General features: G+C 61.0%; 16 protein-coding genes. 7 read left to right on the top strand and 9 right to left on the bottom strand.

Annotation, left to right across the window (positions count from 1 at the left end; translation table 11 throughout):
* Positions 1-110: 110 nt before the first annotated feature.
* Together EOL86_06235 and EOL86_06240 are read left to right on the top strand one after the other, a co-directional pair.
* A complete protein-coding gene (locus EOL86_06235; protein ID NCD25172.1) occupies positions 111-398 on the top strand; it encodes a type II toxin-antitoxin system Phd/YefM family antitoxin in 288 nt (95 codons plus the stop codon).
* Positions 385-747: a type II toxin-antitoxin system RelE/ParE family toxin gene (locus tag EOL86_06240; GenBank protein NCD25173.1), complete on the top strand. Its 363-nt coding sequence runs from the start codon at positions 385-387 to the stop codon at positions 745-747. The genes EOL86_06235 and EOL86_06240 overlap by 14 nt, the downstream gene beginning before the upstream one ends.
* A 392-nt stretch (positions 748-1,139) precedes the next feature.
* On the opposite strand, the gene EOL86_06245 is transcribed toward EOL86_06240, so the two are convergent.
* Together EOL86_06245 and EOL86_06250 are read right to left on the bottom strand one after the other, a co-directional pair.
* Entirely contained in the window at positions 1,140-1,472 is a 333-nt protein-coding gene (locus EOL86_06245) for a type II toxin-antitoxin system RelE/ParE family toxin (protein ID NCD25174.1), read from the bottom strand.
* Between the two features lie 4 nt (positions 1,473-1,476).
* A complete protein-coding gene (locus tag EOL86_06250) occupies positions 1,477-1,749 on the bottom strand; it encodes a type II toxin-antitoxin system Phd/YefM family antitoxin (protein ID NCD25175.1) in 273 nt (90 codons plus the stop codon).
* A 192-nt stretch (positions 1,750-1,941) separates the two neighbouring features.
* On the opposite strand from EOL86_06250, the gene EOL86_06255 reads away from it, so the two are divergent.
* The 4 genes from EOL86_06255 (at position 1,942) to EOL86_06270 (ending at position 7,187) form a co-directional block, all read left to right on the top strand.
* Positions 1,942-3,090, top strand: coding sequence for a UDP-N-acetylglucosamine 2-epimerase (non-hydrolyzing) (locus EOL86_06255; protein ID NCD25176.1), 1,149 nt, complete (start codon positions 1,942-1,944; stop codon positions 3,088-3,090).
* A gap of 179 nt (positions 3,091-3,269) precedes the next feature.
* On the top strand, positions 3,270-4,892 hold the full coding sequence (locus EOL86_06260; GenBank protein ID NCD25177.1) for a tetrathionate reductase family octaheme c-type cytochrome: 1,623 nt from the start codon (positions 3,270-3,272) through the stop codon (positions 4,890-4,892).
* Between the two features lie 3 nt (positions 4,893-4,895).
* Positions 4,896-5,531, top strand: a complete 636-nt coding sequence (locus EOL86_06265) for a cytochrome b/b6 domain-containing protein (protein NCD25178.1) — start codon at positions 4,896-4,898, stop codon at positions 5,529-5,531.
* 207 nt (positions 5,532-5,738) lie between these two features.
* Positions 5,739-7,187, top strand: a complete 1,449-nt coding sequence (locus tag EOL86_06270; protein NCD25179.1) for a YdiU family protein — start codon at positions 5,739-5,741, stop codon at positions 7,185-7,187.
* A 169-nt stretch (positions 7,188-7,356) separates the two neighbouring features.
* Here EOL86_06270 and EOL86_06275 read toward each other — a convergent pair whose 3' ends face one another.
* Genes EOL86_06275 through EOL86_06285 form a run of 3 tightly spaced genes read right to left on the bottom strand, consistent with a single transcriptional unit; the run spans position 7,357 to position 9,344 of the window.
* Complete coding sequence (locus tag EOL86_06275; GenBank protein NCD25180.1) at positions 7,357-8,472, bottom strand: hypothetical protein; 1,116 nt, start codon at positions 8,470-8,472, stop codon at positions 7,357-7,359.
* Positions 8,441-8,965 (bottom strand): hypothetical protein, encoded by a 525-nt coding sequence (locus EOL86_06280; GenBank protein NCD25181.1) that lies wholly within the window; start codon positions 8,963-8,965, stop codon positions 8,441-8,443. The genes EOL86_06275 and EOL86_06280 overlap by 32 nt, the downstream gene beginning before the upstream one ends.
* On the bottom strand, positions 8,949-9,344 hold the full coding sequence (locus EOL86_06285) for a hypothetical protein (GenBank protein ID NCD25182.1): 396 nt from the start codon (positions 9,342-9,344) through the stop codon (positions 8,949-8,951). Before EOL86_06285 ends, EOL86_06280 begins: the two co-directional genes overlap by 17 nt.
* Positions 9,345-9,412: 68 nt before the next feature.
* Here EOL86_06285 and EOL86_06290 point away from each other — a divergent pair, with 68 nt between their 5' ends.
* Complete coding sequence (locus EOL86_06290) at positions 9,413-9,859, top strand: NUDIX domain-containing protein (protein NCD25183.1); 447 nt, start codon at positions 9,413-9,415, stop codon at positions 9,857-9,859.
* Here EOL86_06290 and EOL86_06295 read toward each other — a convergent pair.
* The 4 genes from EOL86_06295 to EOL86_06310 form a co-directional block, all read right to left on the bottom strand.
* Positions 9,814-10,407, bottom strand: a complete 594-nt coding sequence (locus EOL86_06295; GenBank protein ID NCD25184.1) for a TlpA family protein disulfide reductase — start codon at positions 10,405-10,407, stop codon at positions 9,814-9,816. The two genes, EOL86_06290 and EOL86_06295, sit on opposite strands and share 46 nt — an antisense overlap.
* Positions 10,380-11,174 (bottom strand): rRNA pseudouridine synthase, encoded by a 795-nt coding sequence (locus EOL86_06300; protein NCD25185.1) that lies wholly within the window; start codon positions 11,172-11,174, stop codon positions 10,380-10,382. Before EOL86_06300 ends, EOL86_06295 begins: the two co-directional genes overlap by 28 nt.
* Positions 11,175-11,469: 295 nt before the next feature.
* Positions 11,470-13,752 (bottom strand): hypothetical protein, encoded by a 2,283-nt coding sequence (locus EOL86_06305; protein NCD25186.1) that lies wholly within the window; start codon positions 13,750-13,752, stop codon positions 11,470-11,472.
* A gap of 43 nt (positions 13,753-13,795) precedes the next feature.
* On the bottom strand, positions 13,796-15,271 hold the full coding sequence (locus EOL86_06310) for a methyl-accepting chemotaxis protein (protein NCD25187.1): 1,476 nt from the start codon (positions 15,269-15,271) through the stop codon (positions 13,796-13,798).
* Positions 15,272-15,566: the final 295 nt, after the last annotated feature.

The following is a 15,566-nucleotide window of genomic DNA, read 5'->3' on the forward strand; positions in this document are numbered from 1 at the left end:
TCGCGTTGCGGTTTGGTGGGGCAGCGTGAAATGCACGGGAAAGGCCTTGATTTTTTTGTTTTGAAAACTTACCCATTATTCAGTCTTAATTTTTCCCCATGGGAGGCTGCATGCAGTTCCATTCAGACATCAAGCCTATTTCCTGGCTCAAAAACAACGCCAAGCAACTCATCGAATTTGTGAATGAAACCGGCAACCCCATGATCATCACGCAAAATGGCGAGGCCAAGGCCGTGGTCATGAACGTCAGGGAATATGATCAGATTCAGGAAAGCCTGGCCCTGTTGCGAATGCTCGCAGACAGTTCCGCTGATGCAGAGGCCGGCAGGCTGCGAGATGCGGACGAAGTTTTTGCCGACCTGCGCACCGTGATCGCGGAGAAGCGTGGTGAGCGCTAATGCGTCGTGGAGCGTGTGTTTCACCCTTTGCGCGGAAGAGGATCTCCTAAGCATTATTGATTTTATCGCCGAGAGAGAGGGGCCAGACATGGCCGAGGCCATCCTGGAAAAGTTCATCCAGGCCCGTGACAGCCTGCGTCTCCTGCCTGATCGGGGCTGCATCCCTCCGGAATTGAAGCGGGTCAACATTCTCTCCTACCGGGAAATCCAGCTGCATCCTTGCCGCATCATCTATCGGATCCATGAAGGGGCACATGCGGTTCATATCCATATCGTGGCGGATGGTCGGCGCAATTTCACGGAACTGCTGAAGGAACGACTCCTGGGGCACAGGGAACGGCGACGGTAAAGGCAGCGACAAAGGCAACGTGAACGGCGGCGAGTTCGTTGATGTTCGAATGTCCTTTGAATGGGTCTCTGAGACCAGAAAAATACTGAAATAATTGTTTTTATTTTCAAAAAACGGCCATTTTCCGGCGTTAGAATCGCGTGCGACGCGCCAAAAAGGGCCTTTTTATGTTTATGGGTTTGAAATCATGTGTCAAAACTCGCGGTGCGGCTTGGCGGGTCAGTTTTCCATGCTGTTTGACAATCAAGATCGTACTCAGGCGGGAGCGCATTCCGGAACTGTGCCGGAAGCTCGGGGAGAGCGGGGCGGAGTTCGTGGCGCCGCAATTTGATCGGAAGGCCTTGGCGTGGGAGCATCTCTCGATTTTGAAGCGTGTGGCGACCACCTCATGATCAGTGGCTTGGGTGCGATCTGAGCAAGCGCCGGGCAAGGAGGCTTTGCAGATCCTTGCGTGTATCGACAACGATATGGATGAAAATCGCGTGCTCTCGGATTTCGTAGATGATGCGGTTTTTGCCGCTGATGATTTGTCGGTATTGCGTGGCTCCTAAATCCGCGAGCTCCTCCGGAATTGTTCCGGCCTGAGGGTGAGCTGCACGAATGGCGAGTGCTTCTTTGAGGCGCCCGTACGTCGTCAGCCATTGTTCCTTGGAAAATCGAAACAGGATGTACGCGCGAAGGTCCTTGATGTCCTGTTCGGCGGATTCAAGAATAAAAATGCGCATCGCCTTAGTCCCGGTCCAGTGCATCCAGGTCATGGAAGACATCTTCGGCGGATCGGAATCGGGCCGTGTCGATTTCTTTTTGCCCCAAGGCCAGAAGTTTCAAGAGCGCTAGGGTTTCCTCGCGCGCTTCATAGCTGTGCACATCCATGACCACGAGTCTGGCTTCGCCATTTTGGGTGATGAGCATGGGCTGATTGGTTTCGGCCAGTGTCGCGGCCACCTCGGCTGTATGATTTTTGAGATAGCTGATCGGTTTGATCTGGGTCGAGTATTTCATGGCGTAGCCTCCGTAGGCGATGGATATTTTTCCATTGCACGGCTGATTTGATTGAGACGTCGAATATGTCTTTATTTAGCCATTATTCGGACATGTGTCGAGCGCTCCCTGGCACATGAGAGCGCAAGAGGCCAGCTGGGTTCTGTTCACCAACCAGTCTACGTCCGGCGCAACGCGCCCAAGGAAAATTCCATGAAAATCATTTCCGTCGTGGGCGCTCGCCCCAATTTCATGAAAATCGCGCCGTTCGTGAAGGCCATCGAGGCCCACAACGCGGCCAATGGTCACTCCATCGAGCACGTCCTGGTCCACACGGGCCAGCACTATGACGTGCGTATGTCCGAAGGCTTTTTTCACAGCCTGGGCATCCCGGACCCGGACATTAACCTGGAGATCGGGTCCGGCTCCCATGCCGAGCAGGTCGGGCAGACCATGATCGCCTTTGAAAAGGTGCTGGTGCAGGAGAAGCCCGACTGGGTCGTGGTGGTCGGGGACGTCAACGCCACCCTGGCCTGTTCGGTGGCGGCCAAGAAGCTGTGCATCAAGGTCTGTCACATCGAGGCGGGCCTGCGCAGCGGCGACATGACCATGCCCGAGGAGATCAACCGTCTGGTCACGGATCGGTTGAGCGACCTGCTGCTGACCCCGGACACCATTTCAAGCGAAAATCTGCGCCGTGAGGGCGTGGCCGAAGATCGCATCCGTTTTGTCGGCAACATCATGATCGATACCCTGGAGGCCAACCGCGACGCGGCCGCGCGGCTTAATATCGGGGCTGTCCTGCGGGACAATATGCTCCTGCCCGAGTCCGTGGCGCCTGTTCTGAGTGGTGATTTCGCGCTTTTGACCATGCACCGTCCCTCCAACGTGGACCAAAAAGAGGTGCTGGAGCCGATCCTGAATTTTCTGACCGACGAGGTCGCCGTCCGCATGCCGGTGATCTGGCCCATCCATCCCCGGGCCCGGAAAATGCTGGAAACGTTCGGGCTGTGGAACAAGGCCGTGGCCTGTCCGCATTTGATTTTGTTGTGTCCCATCGGCTATCACGAAATGCTGCGCCTAAACATGCGGGCCCGGATCATGCTGACCGACAGCGGTGGCCTGCAGGAGGAATGCTGCGTCCTGGGCACGCCCTGCCTGACCCTGCGCTGGAACACCGAACGCCCCGTGACCTTGAAGGAACATGGCGGGGCCAGTGTTCTGGTCGGCAACAACGTGGAGCGTATCCGTGGTGAGTTTCTGGCCGCATTGGCGGGCGGCCGGGTGCCGCAACGGCCGGAATTGTGGGACGGCAAGACGGCCGGGCGGTGCGTGGCGGCGTTGGCCACGTTTTTTTCATAGTTGACCGCTCCGAAATAAAACTCGAGTTTTGCCCAGGATTGCATCGTTTGATTTTTTCGCTATGACAATTTCGTGGATTCTTGTTTCGGGCGTGAAGCACTTGCTCGGGACGGGATCGGTGGCTTGGTCGTCGGAGCGGGATGGGAAGCGGTTTGCACTCTGGAGCGGAAGGAGGGTTTATGCATCGATGTTTCCACGTGGGACTTTTGTGTGGCGCGCTGGCGTTTGGCTTGTGGCCGATATTTGTCCAGGCCGCCACGGACGACGCCGTGGCTCCGGGGCGGGCCCTGGCTCGGCAGACCGTCAAGGGCGACGAACGTTGGATCACGACCGATCATTCCAAACATGCTATCTTGCAGCAGCCCTTCACCTCGCCGGAAGAGGTGACCAGGGCCTGCCTGTCCTGTCACAACGAGGCGGCGTCGCAGATTCATAAAACCATCCACTGGACCTGGAAAGACCCGGCCGATCCGACGGGCGTGACGGGCAAGGGCGGACTGTCCGTCAATAATTTTTGCATCAGCGTTGGTTCCAGCGAGCCGCGCTGCACATCGTGTCACATCGGCTATGGCTGGAAGGACAAGGGTTTTGACTTCAGCAAGGCCGAAAGCATCGACTGCGTGGTCTGCCACGAGCAGACCGGCACGTACAAAAAATTTCCATCCAAGGCCGGATATCCGGTCACCAACGCGACGCTGTTCGAGGGCAAGACCGAATTCTTGCCGCCGGATTACAATGCCGTGGCCCAATCCGTGGGCCGGCCCGGCCGGAACAATTGCGGCACCTGCCATTTTTACGGAGGAGGCGGGGATGGCGTGAAACATGGCGATCTGGATTCGTCCATGGCCATGCCCAACAAGCAACTCGATGTGCACATGGGCACGGATGGGCAGAATTTTACGTGTAGCCGCTGCCACACCACAGATGCCCACAACATCGCCGGCCGGATTTATGCCACGCCAGCGTCGTTGGAGCGTAAGAGTCTGCTCGAGGACGATCTCGTCCCCAAGATCATGTGCGAGTCCTGTCATGGCGCGCAGCCGCACAAGACCAACCAGAAGGCCAATGACCACACGGACAGGGTGGCCTGTCAGTCGTGCCATATTCCGACCTTTGCCCGGGTCAATCCGACCAAGATGCACTGGGACTGGTCCCTGGCCGGGGACAAAAAACGCGAGCCCAAGAAGGACGCGTTCGGCAAGCCGGACTACGACCCCAAGAAGGGGGTCTTCGCGTGGGGCAGGAACGAGGTGCCGCGTTACGAGTGGTTCAACGGCGCCATCAAGGGCACCACGGCCAAGGATATCATCGATCCGTCGTCCGTGGTGCGAATCTCCTGGCCCATGGGAGCACAAACCGATCCCAATTCGCGCATTTTTCCATTCAAGGTGCATACCGGGCGGACGCCTTATGACAAGGTCCGCAAAACCATGGTTATCCCCAAGCTGTTCGGCCCCAAGGGATCGGGCGCGTACTGGGCGGACTTCGATTGGGGCAAGGCCATCGAGGTCGGCCAAGCCTACAATGGGCTGCTCTACAGCGGCGAGTACGACTTCGTGGACACCGAATACGTTTTTCCCATCACGCACATGGTCGCGCCCAAGGAACAGGCGGTGGCCTGCGTCGAGTGTCACGCCAAGGATGGGCGTCTGGACCATTTGGATGGCTTTTACATGCCGGGTCGGGACGCGGTGCGTTTGCTCGATCTGGGCGGTTGGGGATTGGTTGGAGCCTCGGTCCTCGGCGTGGCGCTGCATGGACTGGGGCGGTTCGTGAGTCGTATCGGACGCCGCAAGGAGTGAACCATGCACAAGAAAATTTATTTGTACACACGATTCGAGCGGTTTTGGCACTGGGTGCAGGCGCTGCTTATTTTCTTTCTGCTTCTGACCGGATTCGAGGTTCATGGAACATTGAGTCTTTTTGGATTCCAGAAGGCGGTGGAACTGCATAACTTCTTGGGGCTGACCTGGGTCGTGCTCTTTGTTTTCATCGTTTTCTGGGTGCTGACCACGGGCGAATGGCGGCAGTATATCCCGACCACCAAGAAACTGTTCGAGGTCATTGGCTATTATTCGTCCGGCATTTTCAAGGGCAAGCCCCATCCGGTGAAAAAATCCAGGGAAGCCAAGCACAATCCGTTGCAGCGCCTGACCTATCTCGGCCTGACCACGGTCTTGCTGACCCTGCAAATGGCCACGGGCCTGCTGTATTATCTCTACAACGATTGGCCCGTCTGGGGCTGGACCTTCCTGGACCTGGGTCTTTTGGCCCTGGTCCATCTTGCCTGCGCCTTTGCCATCGTGTCCTTTGTCGTCGTGCATGTGTACATGACCACCACCGGCCACACCCTGACCGCCCATATCGCGGCCATGTTCAGTGGTTGGGAGGAAGTGGAGGAGGGCGAGGTGGCGGACTGGGAGGTACAGCGCAAACGCTGACCCCTGGCGATTCGGTTTTTGGCGTCGGACGGCGGATCATCCTTGGATGACCCGCCGTCCGCGCGTTTTGACGCCAGCAATCGATCCGGCGAGTTCCGTGGCGCTCATGGACAGAGCGGGATTGCGTCTTAGTTGTGACATGATATCAGGAATCATTCTTCTTTAAGGGGCGAACGCATGACCGAACATGATCACCCGGAAGCCACCATGCCGGGTTGGAATTTCGACAACACCTATACCCGCCTGCCGCCGGCTTTGTATGAACGGGTTGTCCCGGAACCTGTCCCGGCGCCGCGCCTGGTAATGCTGAATTGGCGCCTGTGTCGGGACTTGGGGCTGGACGCGCAAGCCCTGGCGTCCGCCGATGGCGTCGCGGCTTTGGCGGGAAACCGGTGTCCGGCCGGCTCGGAGCCCATTGCCCAGGCATATTCGGGGCATCAATTCGGACATTTCACCACGCTTGGGGATGGCCGCGCCATGTTATTGGGCGAACACATAACCCCAGCCGGCCAGCGCGTGGACATTCAGCTCAAGGGCTCGGGGCGGACGCCTTTTTCCCGTCGTGGCGACGGCCGGGCCGCCCTGGGTCCGATGCTGCGCGAATATATCGTCAGCGAAGCCCTGCATGCCCTGGGTATTCCCACCACCCGCAGTCTGGCCGTGGTGTCCACGGGGGGCGATGTGTACCGCGAGACCGTCCTTCCCGGCGCCATCCTGACCCGCGTGGCGTCCAGTCATATCCGCGTCGGCACGTTCGAGCATCTTGCCGCCCGTGGGCTGACCGCCGAACTTCATGCCCTGGCCTGGCACGTGATCGACCGGCATTTTCCCGAGTTGCGTCAAACTCCGCACCCATTTCTGGCCCTCCTGGCCGAAGTGCTGGCCCGGCAGGCGTCGCTCGTGGCCAAATGGCAGCATGTCGGCTTCGTGCATGGCGTCATGAACACGGACAATATGTCCTTGTGCGGGGAAAGCATCGATTTTGGCCCCTGCGCCTTCATGGATGTCCACGACCCGGCCACGGTGTTCAGTTCCATTGACCGGGATGGACGCTACGCATACGGCAATCAGCCCTCCATTGCCCAGTGGAACCTGACCCGCTTCGCCGAGGCCTTGCTGCCTGTGTTGCACGAGCGCGAGGACCGCGCCGTGGACATGGCCCGCGAGGTTTTGGATACCTTTCCAGCCGTGTTTCATGATTTTTGGGCGCGGGGCATGCGCGCCAAACTGGGGCTGTTCACCCCGGAGACGGGGGACGAGGATTTGGCGCGGACGTTGTTGGGGTTGATGCATGAGCACGGCGTGGATCATACCCGGACCTGGCGCGACCTGGGCCGGCTTCCCGTGCCGGGCGGATCATTTTTCGAAAGTGCCGGCTTTCAAGCCTGGGAGCGTCGATGGCGGGCGCGTCTGGACCGGCAGCGCCAAACGCCGGACGAGGCGCGACAGCTCATGATGGCCAACAATCCGGCGGTCATCGCCCGCAATCATCGGGTGGAAGAAGCCCTGGCCGCGGCTGGAAACGGAGACATGTCCGTGCTGGAACGGCTTCTGGCCGCCATCGAACATCCTTTTGACGATGACCCGGCCTGGAGCGAGTTCGCCGAGCCGCCAAGGCCGTCGGCGGTTCCGTACAGGACATTTTGTGGAACATGAGGCTTTCTTTGGAGTCTTTGCACATCAGGCGGCGCCTTGTCTGGGGGACGAGGCGCCGCCTGATGTCTGGGGCGCGCGGGCCGGCATGCCGGGCCGCCGTGCTGTCGCTGGAGGGCCGGGCCATCGCGATGACCGGCTCCGGGAGTGGAAACGGCGCCCGGAAGTCCGTTCAGATCAAGCCGATCCGCTTGAAGGCCTTGGCCGCGAAGAGTCCGCCCACGGCTCCACCAACGGCCTGGATCAGATTGGCCGGAATTTCGGCCACGGCGCCTTGCAGCCCGATATTGGGCATCAGGGTTTCGCCCGCGAAATAGATACCGACCATGGCCAGGCCGCCGAGGCCCAGGATCAGGTACAGCGTCGCGCCGGTCGTGCCGGCGGCTCGCGCGGCCAGGGCCGCCTCGGCTCCCTTGGCCATGAGCGTCAGGGGCGCGAACACCGCGAATCCGCTGAACACGTCGGCCAGGGCCGAGCCTATTCCCGCCGCGCCAAAGGCCCAGACAATGCCCTGGCGCGGATTCATGAAGCCCAGAACCAGCCCGCCAAAAACCACGGCGATGTCGCCGACATTGAAATATCCCCGGCTGGGCAGGGGGATGCGCACGAACAGGGTGACAAGACAAGTCAGGGCCATGATGGACAGGGCGGCGGTGCGGATGTTTTTCATTGCGGTTTCCTTGTGCATGAGAGTCTGTGGGAGAGGAGGGCCTGGGTTTTCTCGGTTTCCCGGTACAGGCCGATATAGGTGGCCACGATAAGCCCGGCCAGTCGGTATACCCTGGCCCAGCGCCGACCGTCGAAATGGGGGGAAAGGTCCATGAAGAAGCGATGCCGGTGCAGGAGCGGCGTACCTTTTTCCAGCACCGCCTTCAAGACGATGCTGGAGTGCCCGAGCCCCTCGGGCAGGGGGAGGGTGACGATGTCCCGGAAGGTAATGGCGTTCAGGGCCAATTTCACGGCCAGGAAGGAGTTTGGAAAGACCAGGGACTTGATCAGGGAATCCGCGATCCAGTCGGTCCGCCCCAGAAGTTCGAGCCACTGGAAGAGGACGCCGAAGGCCAGCAGCGACAGCACGAAGGGGAGCACGAAGGCCATGGCCGTCCATGTGGCGCGGAGACCATGGCGTAACACGTGAAGGCCCAGCAGAAGTCCGGCCAGGGCGGCCTGGACGCGGATATCGGCGTACCACGGCCCAAGGACGAAAAGACCGAAATAGAGCCCCAGGAGCAGAAACAGGCCCGATACCTTGGCGATTACCATGTCTTCTCCAGCGCCAGACGGACATCCGGGCCGGCGTGGTCTCGTTCGAGGATAAGGCGGAAACCGTGGACCAATGCGGCCAGGTTCATGGTCCGTTCGAGATGGGAAACCGTGATCACCCAGGAAAACGCGCCCAGCGCCATGGCCGCCACGTGGTCCGGAGCCAGATATTTATCGAACTCGTCCAGGATGATCGTGTCGTGGCAGGCAGCGGCCTTGATCCAGGCCAGGGCCAGCTCCGGAATGGATGGCGGCGCGTCATGACCGAGCAGCGCCAGTGTCGCGGCCATGGCCGTCCGTTCGAGATCCATGTCCTGGGCCAGATAGAGGAGACGGTGCCGGGCGCGGATGGCGGGAATGAGCACGCATTCGAGAAAGGTGCTTTTGCCGACCCCGTTTTCGCCAGCCAGGATCAGGCACGATTTCGGCGGCAGGGCCAGGGGCGTGTCCAGGTGAAAGCGTAACCCGGACGGCTTGGCGACGTGGATTCCGGCGGGCAGTTCAAGCAGACAGGGCATGGGGGCCATCGGCGGTGAGGGTGAAGAGGCGGATTTGGGGCCGACGGAGGGCAAAGAACCGCAGCAACAGATCCCGATTGCGGCTGGACAGGGTTTCCAGGACATGCACCAGCAGGATGGGCCGTGTTATCGGGGAGGATAGACGCATGAGAAGCAGACACGCCAAAATGGCCTGCTCGCCGCCGGAATAGGACTGAAGTTGGCGGCGCGGTTCCGGGGTCAGGCCGAAGCGCCGGGCATCGTCCACGAGGTCCGCGAAAAGGGACTGGTCGTCGCCCAGAATCAGGATTTCATCTTCAAGGGTGGCGCAGACAAAGAGATTATGGGTGTCGATGACGCAGTAGTCGGCCCCGAATGTGGCGATGGTGTCCGGATTCATGACGACGTGGGTTTGTGGGTTCGTGTTCCGCTTGACGGTCCGGGGCTCTGGTGCAAAGGATTTGCCCCATGATTAAATACAGTATCGAATGCTGGCTTCATCATGTTGTGGATGATCGTTTCCTGCTTCTGCGCTGCCCGGTCACGCACCGGCACGACGAGTACTGGCAGCCCGTGACCGGTGGCCGCAATCCGGATGAACCAGCGGTGGACGCATGTCTGCGCGAGGTTCGCGAGGAAACCGGGATCGAGCTCGCGCCCGAGCAACTGGAACTGGTCATTCCGGAATTTTCCTTTTGCATTCCCGATGCCCGCATCGAGTTGCGCAAGCCCGTGTACCTGGCCCGGGTTATCAGTGATACTGTCGTGATTTCCCCGGAGCATGTCGCGTACTATTGGTTTGACGCGGATCAGGTCGAAGCCAATCTGCATTGGGACTCCAATCGGGAATCCTTTCGCCATGTTCTGGATTATTCCCGCCGTTCCGGCGGCGCGCCGAGCTGGCCGCGCAGGTAGTCCACCACTTCGGGCGCGTCCCACCGGGCCAGCCCCGTGTGCTCGAAAATCACCCGTCCTTCCTTGTCGAAAATGAATGTCGTGGGCAGGACCGGGGCGTTCAGTTCCTCGGGTATCGGGGCGCTGAAAACGTACAGGGGCATGGTCACGCTTCGGGATATGGGATGGGCGAGAACGTCCCCGGCCGTTTCCTCGCTGACGCACAGGATGGCGATATCGTCGCGGCCCTCGAATATCTTCCACAGATTGTCCAGGGACGGCATCTCGGCCCGACATGGCGGACACCACGTGGCCCACAGGTTGAGGACCACGACCTTGCCACGCAGATCCGCGAAGCGGGTTTCGTGACCGTGGGTGTCCGTGAAGCCACCGTCCAGATTAGCCAGCCACGCTGCCGGCGGCGAATATGGAACCCGCATGGACGGGGCCGCGTCGTTGCCAACCGAGAAACTGTTCATGAACAGCAGGGCCGCGCCGGCGTCCAGCAACAGGGTGCACAGCACTCCGCACAGGACGCCGATCAGGGCTTGCTTGGTCGGGAAGGCCATGGCGAGTCCTTGGTGAGCAGGCCCAGGGCGGCCTTCAGGGTCGAGAGTTCGTCCGGGCGCAGGTCGCGCCAATGTCCACTTTCCAAATCACCCAATTCCAGGGTGGCGATGGCCACGCGCCGCAGGCGCAAAATGGTCAGGCCCAGATCGCGGCACATGCGCCGGATCTGACGGTTGATCCCCTGACGCAGGGTCATGGTCAGCCGCGTCGTGCCCCCTGGAAGAATGGAGGCCGTGACTTCCACGGGCGCCAGCCGTTCTCCTTCCCGAAGGCGCATTCCCGAGCGCATGGTTTTCAGGGCCTGTTCGGATACCCGTTCCCGAACCAGCACTTCGTACACCTTGGTGTGTTCATGACGGGGATGGGTCAGTCGGAGCGTGATCTCGCCGTCGTTGGTCAGCAATAACAACCCTTCGGACATGTAATCCAGCCGGCCGACCGGAAAGAGGCGCCGGGCGCGCAGGGCCTCGGGCAAAAGCTCGAGCACGGTTTTCCGACCCTGGGGGTCCCGGACCGTGGTCACGGTGTGGATGGGCTTGTTGAGCATGATGTACTCGGGCCGGTCTCGCGAATCGTCGGCGCGCACGGCCTTGCCGTCCACGCTGACCAGATCCTGGCCGGGCGTGACCCGGATGCCGGGTTCACGCTGGATGCATCCGTTGACCTCCACCCTGCCGGCCTGGATCAGTGCGTCGGCTCCGCGTCGCGAGGCGATTCCGGCTTCGGCCAGGAATTTGTTCAGTCTTTGGGGCGTGGTTTGGGTCATGGGCGTGCAATAGAAAGAAGGTCCGACCAGGGCAAGTGAAAAAAGCGCCACGGCCGGCGCGGGATCGGGCAAAGAAGGAATCGCCTTGCGGCGGATGGGTTCGGTGGCGCCGAAATGCATCCGGCGCGCCAAGTCATCCAGATCCTGATGGCCGCCTTTCATGCCCGGGACAGGGCGCGAAAGTCCAGGCGCTTTTGAGTGGCGCCACGGCTGGTTGGAAAAAGCAGGAAATTGTTTTTTTGTTCTGGTGGGGCTGCCCACGGCCATGAGGGGCGCGCGTGAGCAGCCGAGGTGGTTATTTGGCTGCTCCGGTCGGGGCTGCCGGAGCCTGGGTGGCTGGTCCTTGAGTTGCTGGAGCCGGAGTTGCCGGGGCTGGCGTGGTCGCGCCCGGGTTGGGGTTCGCCGGCGCGGGTCGGGTCGCGTTGGTGGTCGTCTGGATTCGGTGCATGAGGCCGTGGGTCAGGCTTTGGATATAGCCCTTGTCCCAGGCCATGCCCAGGGCCACGAGCAGGGCCACGAGCACGGCCCAGCGTTTCCAGGGTGTTTTTTTCTCGGCAAAGGGATCGCGCAGACTCCGTTCCGCGCCCTGGGGGAGTTCCGGTATCGTGGTCAGGGTCGTGCCGAAGGGGATGTTGATGCTGGCCTTGGTGTTCACGGCCCAGCCGCAGGCGTCCAGGATCGGACCGAGATTGCGCTGCCTGAGCTTCAGGTAGGCGATGAGCATGGACGGGCCGGAAATAAGCAGCATGACGCCGCCGATGGTCAGGGGCATCTGCCACAGGGGCAGGGACAAAAATCCGCCGAGCACGGTGGCCACGGCCGTGCCGATGGCGCCGAGGGCCAGGCCGATGGCGGCGAAGATGCCAGCGAATTTGCCGACATCAAAGGGTGTTTTGGCCGCGCCAGGAGTCGGAGCGGCTATTTTTGCCTCGGCGCTGGCGTTCACCGCCTTGTCCTTGGCGGCGGCGAATTTTTCGATCTGCGCCCCGATCATGCGGGCGACACGTTTGTAAGGACTCCAGAATGCTTGTCGGACGCTGATGGGGTGGTCGATGATCTTGATGATGGTCGCGTCCCAGTCCTGGCCCTTGCGGTCATAGAAGACGCCGTTGCGCCCGACCATCAGATTATCCGCGTCGCCGTTGGTGAACGCCGCCGCGATGAACATTTGCTCCACGCTGTCGCGGCAGGTGCAGAGGCAGTAGGCCAGATAGGTTTGGCCGAGGCTGGCCAAAGTGGCGTGGGCGTCCGGATTGGCGACCCGCACGCACAGTTCGCAGGCCCGGCCATCCAGGTACAGGGTGCCGGCCTGGAAGATGGCTTTGCGCTCCTGGGCGTAAAAATCGCGAAAGGCCACGAAATTGTTCAAGAGCGGCAGCAAATCGCGGGTATAGTGCACCAGGCGGGTCACGTCCATGAGCGAGTCGGTTTGTTCAGCCAGGGCCTGATCATCGGCAATGAGGCTCTCGACATCCTGGCGGAGGGAACTCCCGAGGACGGCGCGGACCCGTTCAATGCCCAGGCCTTCGACCTGGGCGCCGGCCTTGGATGCCAGCCAGGTCTCGTGGGGAGCAAAAATTTCCAGAAGGCGGGTCCATTGGCTGGCGTCGAGACTGTGGATGTCGCCCAAAAGAGGAAGAACGACACGCTCCCGAAAGGTTTTGATCGGCCCGGCCCAGACCGGGTTGATGCCCTCGGTGAGGGGCAGGGCGCGTCCGGCCTCGATCCTGCCAAGTGGAAACTGTTCCAATTCGGCGATGCTGACCGAGAGGTCGTGCGTGGCGATGGACTCGTAGGTTTGCAGGGCCGGATTGAGGGCTTCCTGGGCCTTGGGATCGAAAGCCGCCAGGCCGCAGCGCGTGAAGTAGTCGTTGATCTTGGGGCGCAGGCTCTGAAAAATGGCGGCGGCCGCGTGTGTGTCGTCGTCCAGGGGCAGGATCGTGGCCGCGTGGGCAAGAGCGTCATCATGCCAGGCCTCGTATTGACCGGCGGCATCGAAAAATGCCGCGACCTGATCCATGCCCACGCCCGCTTCGCCGCTCCGGTCCTCCACGCAGCCAACGCAGGCCATGATTTCCCCGATGAACACGGACAGTTCCGGGTTGTCGGTGCTGGTGGGCGTGATAACGCCATCGCCATTGAGCTTGGACCCCTGGAGCAGAGTTTCGGTGTTGGCCACGTCCTCGATGCCGACGGCCCGCGCCTCGGCTTTGCCGAGATACCCAAGAATTTGTTTGGCCGCGGCCAGCAGCCGCCGTCCTTCTGGTTGCGAGTCGTCGATGGCATCCAGGGGCACGGTATCGGCCGAGGTCATCAGCAGATTCTTGTCCTTGAGCATCCGGACGACCCAGTGCGCGGCCGCCAGGATTTCCGGCACGCGGACCCGGCCGTCGGCGTCGCCGTCGAGCAGGGCCAGGGTCCGTTCGTCGAATTCCAGGCCATGGACCGGACAGCTCAGGGCTGCCCAAAGCTTTTGATCCAGCTCCGCCAAGTGCTCGATGTCTTGGACGGTTTCCAGACGGACCTGGTCGAATCCGCCCAGACGGACGAATTTCCAGCGGTGTTGCGAGGCGTTCATGCATGACTCCTTGTATCGTATTGGTGCTTGGCTCAGTCTTCGTTCAGTCTTCGCGCTGAATGTCCGCGATGAGATCCCGCACCATTTCCGCCAGGCGGGCCAGCTCGGCCACGGCCAAGCTCGCTTCGTTCATGGCCTGGGAGGTTTCGCGGGAAATGACGTTGACGCTTTCGATATTGCGCGTGATTTCATCGCTGGTGGCGGATTGCTCTTCCGAGGCCGTGGCGATGGCCCGGATTTGGTCGGCGGTCTGGTCGGCCAGGACCACGATTGCCTGGAGCCCCTGGCCCGATTCCTTGGCCAGCGTGGCCGTGGCGTCAATGGCCTGGGCGGTCTGACCCACGCTGTCCACGGTTCGCTTGGACGTGGACTGGATGCCGGAGATGGCCGCGCCCACTTCCTTGGTGGCGGACATGGTTTTTTCCGCCAGTTTGCGGACTTCGTCGGCCACCACCGCGAAGCCTCGTCCGGCGTCGCCGGCCCGGGCGGCTTCGATGGCCGCGTTGAGGGCCAGCAAATTGGTCTGGTCGGCGATGTCGGAAATAACATTCATGACTTTTCCGATGCCCTCGGCCTGGGCGCCCAGGGAATTCATCTCTTCCCGCAGGGCCACGGTCTGGCGTTCGGCCTCGCTGATTTTCCGGGCAACCTGGAGTGCCAGCTGGGCTCCGGTTTCGGCGTGGGTTTTGGAGGTCGCGGCCGTGTCGGAGGCCTGGGTGGCGTTGCGGGCCACCTCGAGCACGGTGGCGTTCATTTCTTCCATGGCGGCGGCGGTTTCGCCCATGCGCGCGGCCTGCTCCTCGCTGCCCCGGCTCGATTCCCCAATTTGGGCGGCCAGGGCGTCCGAGGACATGGTCAGGACCCCTACGATCTCGCGGAGTTTTTCCGCGGCTTCCCGCATGCCGTCGCGCCGGGCCTGGACCGCCGCCTCGCGGGCCAGTTCGGCCTCGGCCATGGCGTTTTTGGCGCGCTCGGCTTCGCGTTCGACGTCGCGCATGTGCGCTTTAAGGTCGGTGTTCAAGGTCAGGATTTCGGCCGTGGCATCGGAGATGCGCTTCTCCAGTTCTTTTTTGTCCTGGGCGGCAAAGCGGCGCAGGGCGAGAAGCAGCGGCAGGATGAGCACGATGAAGAGCAGCGCGCTCAGCACGGAGCCAAGGAGCCCACGTCGGGCGATTTCATCGAGATGGGCGATGTTCAGATCCGCGCCAAGGACGTACACGGTGCCATCGGGGGCCGTGACCGGGATGAACACGGACCGGAACGTGCCCCATTGGTCGGTGGCGATTTCAAAGCCCATGGTTTGGGTGATGAAGGCCTTTTTCAGGTTGTCGCTGGCGTCGTCGTAGACATCCATGAACGCGGAATAATCCCCGGTGGCGATTTCCTCGGCCGTGGCGCTGCTGGAGGTGAAAAAGATCTGTCCGTTCTTTTCGACCATGGTGTACACATAGGTCAGCCCCGCCTTTTCGACCATGCGCGACAGAGCCAGGGTAAGGCGCATGTAGGTCGCCTCGTCCATGGATTTTTTCCAGATTCCAGTGTGAAAGTCGTCCCCCAGGATGCCCACGGCGGCATGGGCGGCGGCAAAAAGGCGTTGGTCGATGGCGGCCAACGCCTTTCGGTTTTCTTCACGGTAGGTGTAATAGGAGTACGCGGAGACGCCGAGCACATAGAACGCGATGCAGAACAGGAAGCACACGGAACGATTTTTCACCCCAAACCTCCAAGCTGATATTCTGGCGTGTTGTGAAACAGCAGTCTGGGCCAAATAACAGAGGGTGGGCGTTCGGGGCAATCATTTCACGCTCTTTTTT

Source organism: Deltaproteobacteria bacterium (genome assembly GCA_009930495.1).
Classification (GTDB): Bacteria; Desulfobacterota; Desulfovibrionia; order Desulfovibrionales; family Desulfomicrobiaceae; genus Desulfomicrobium.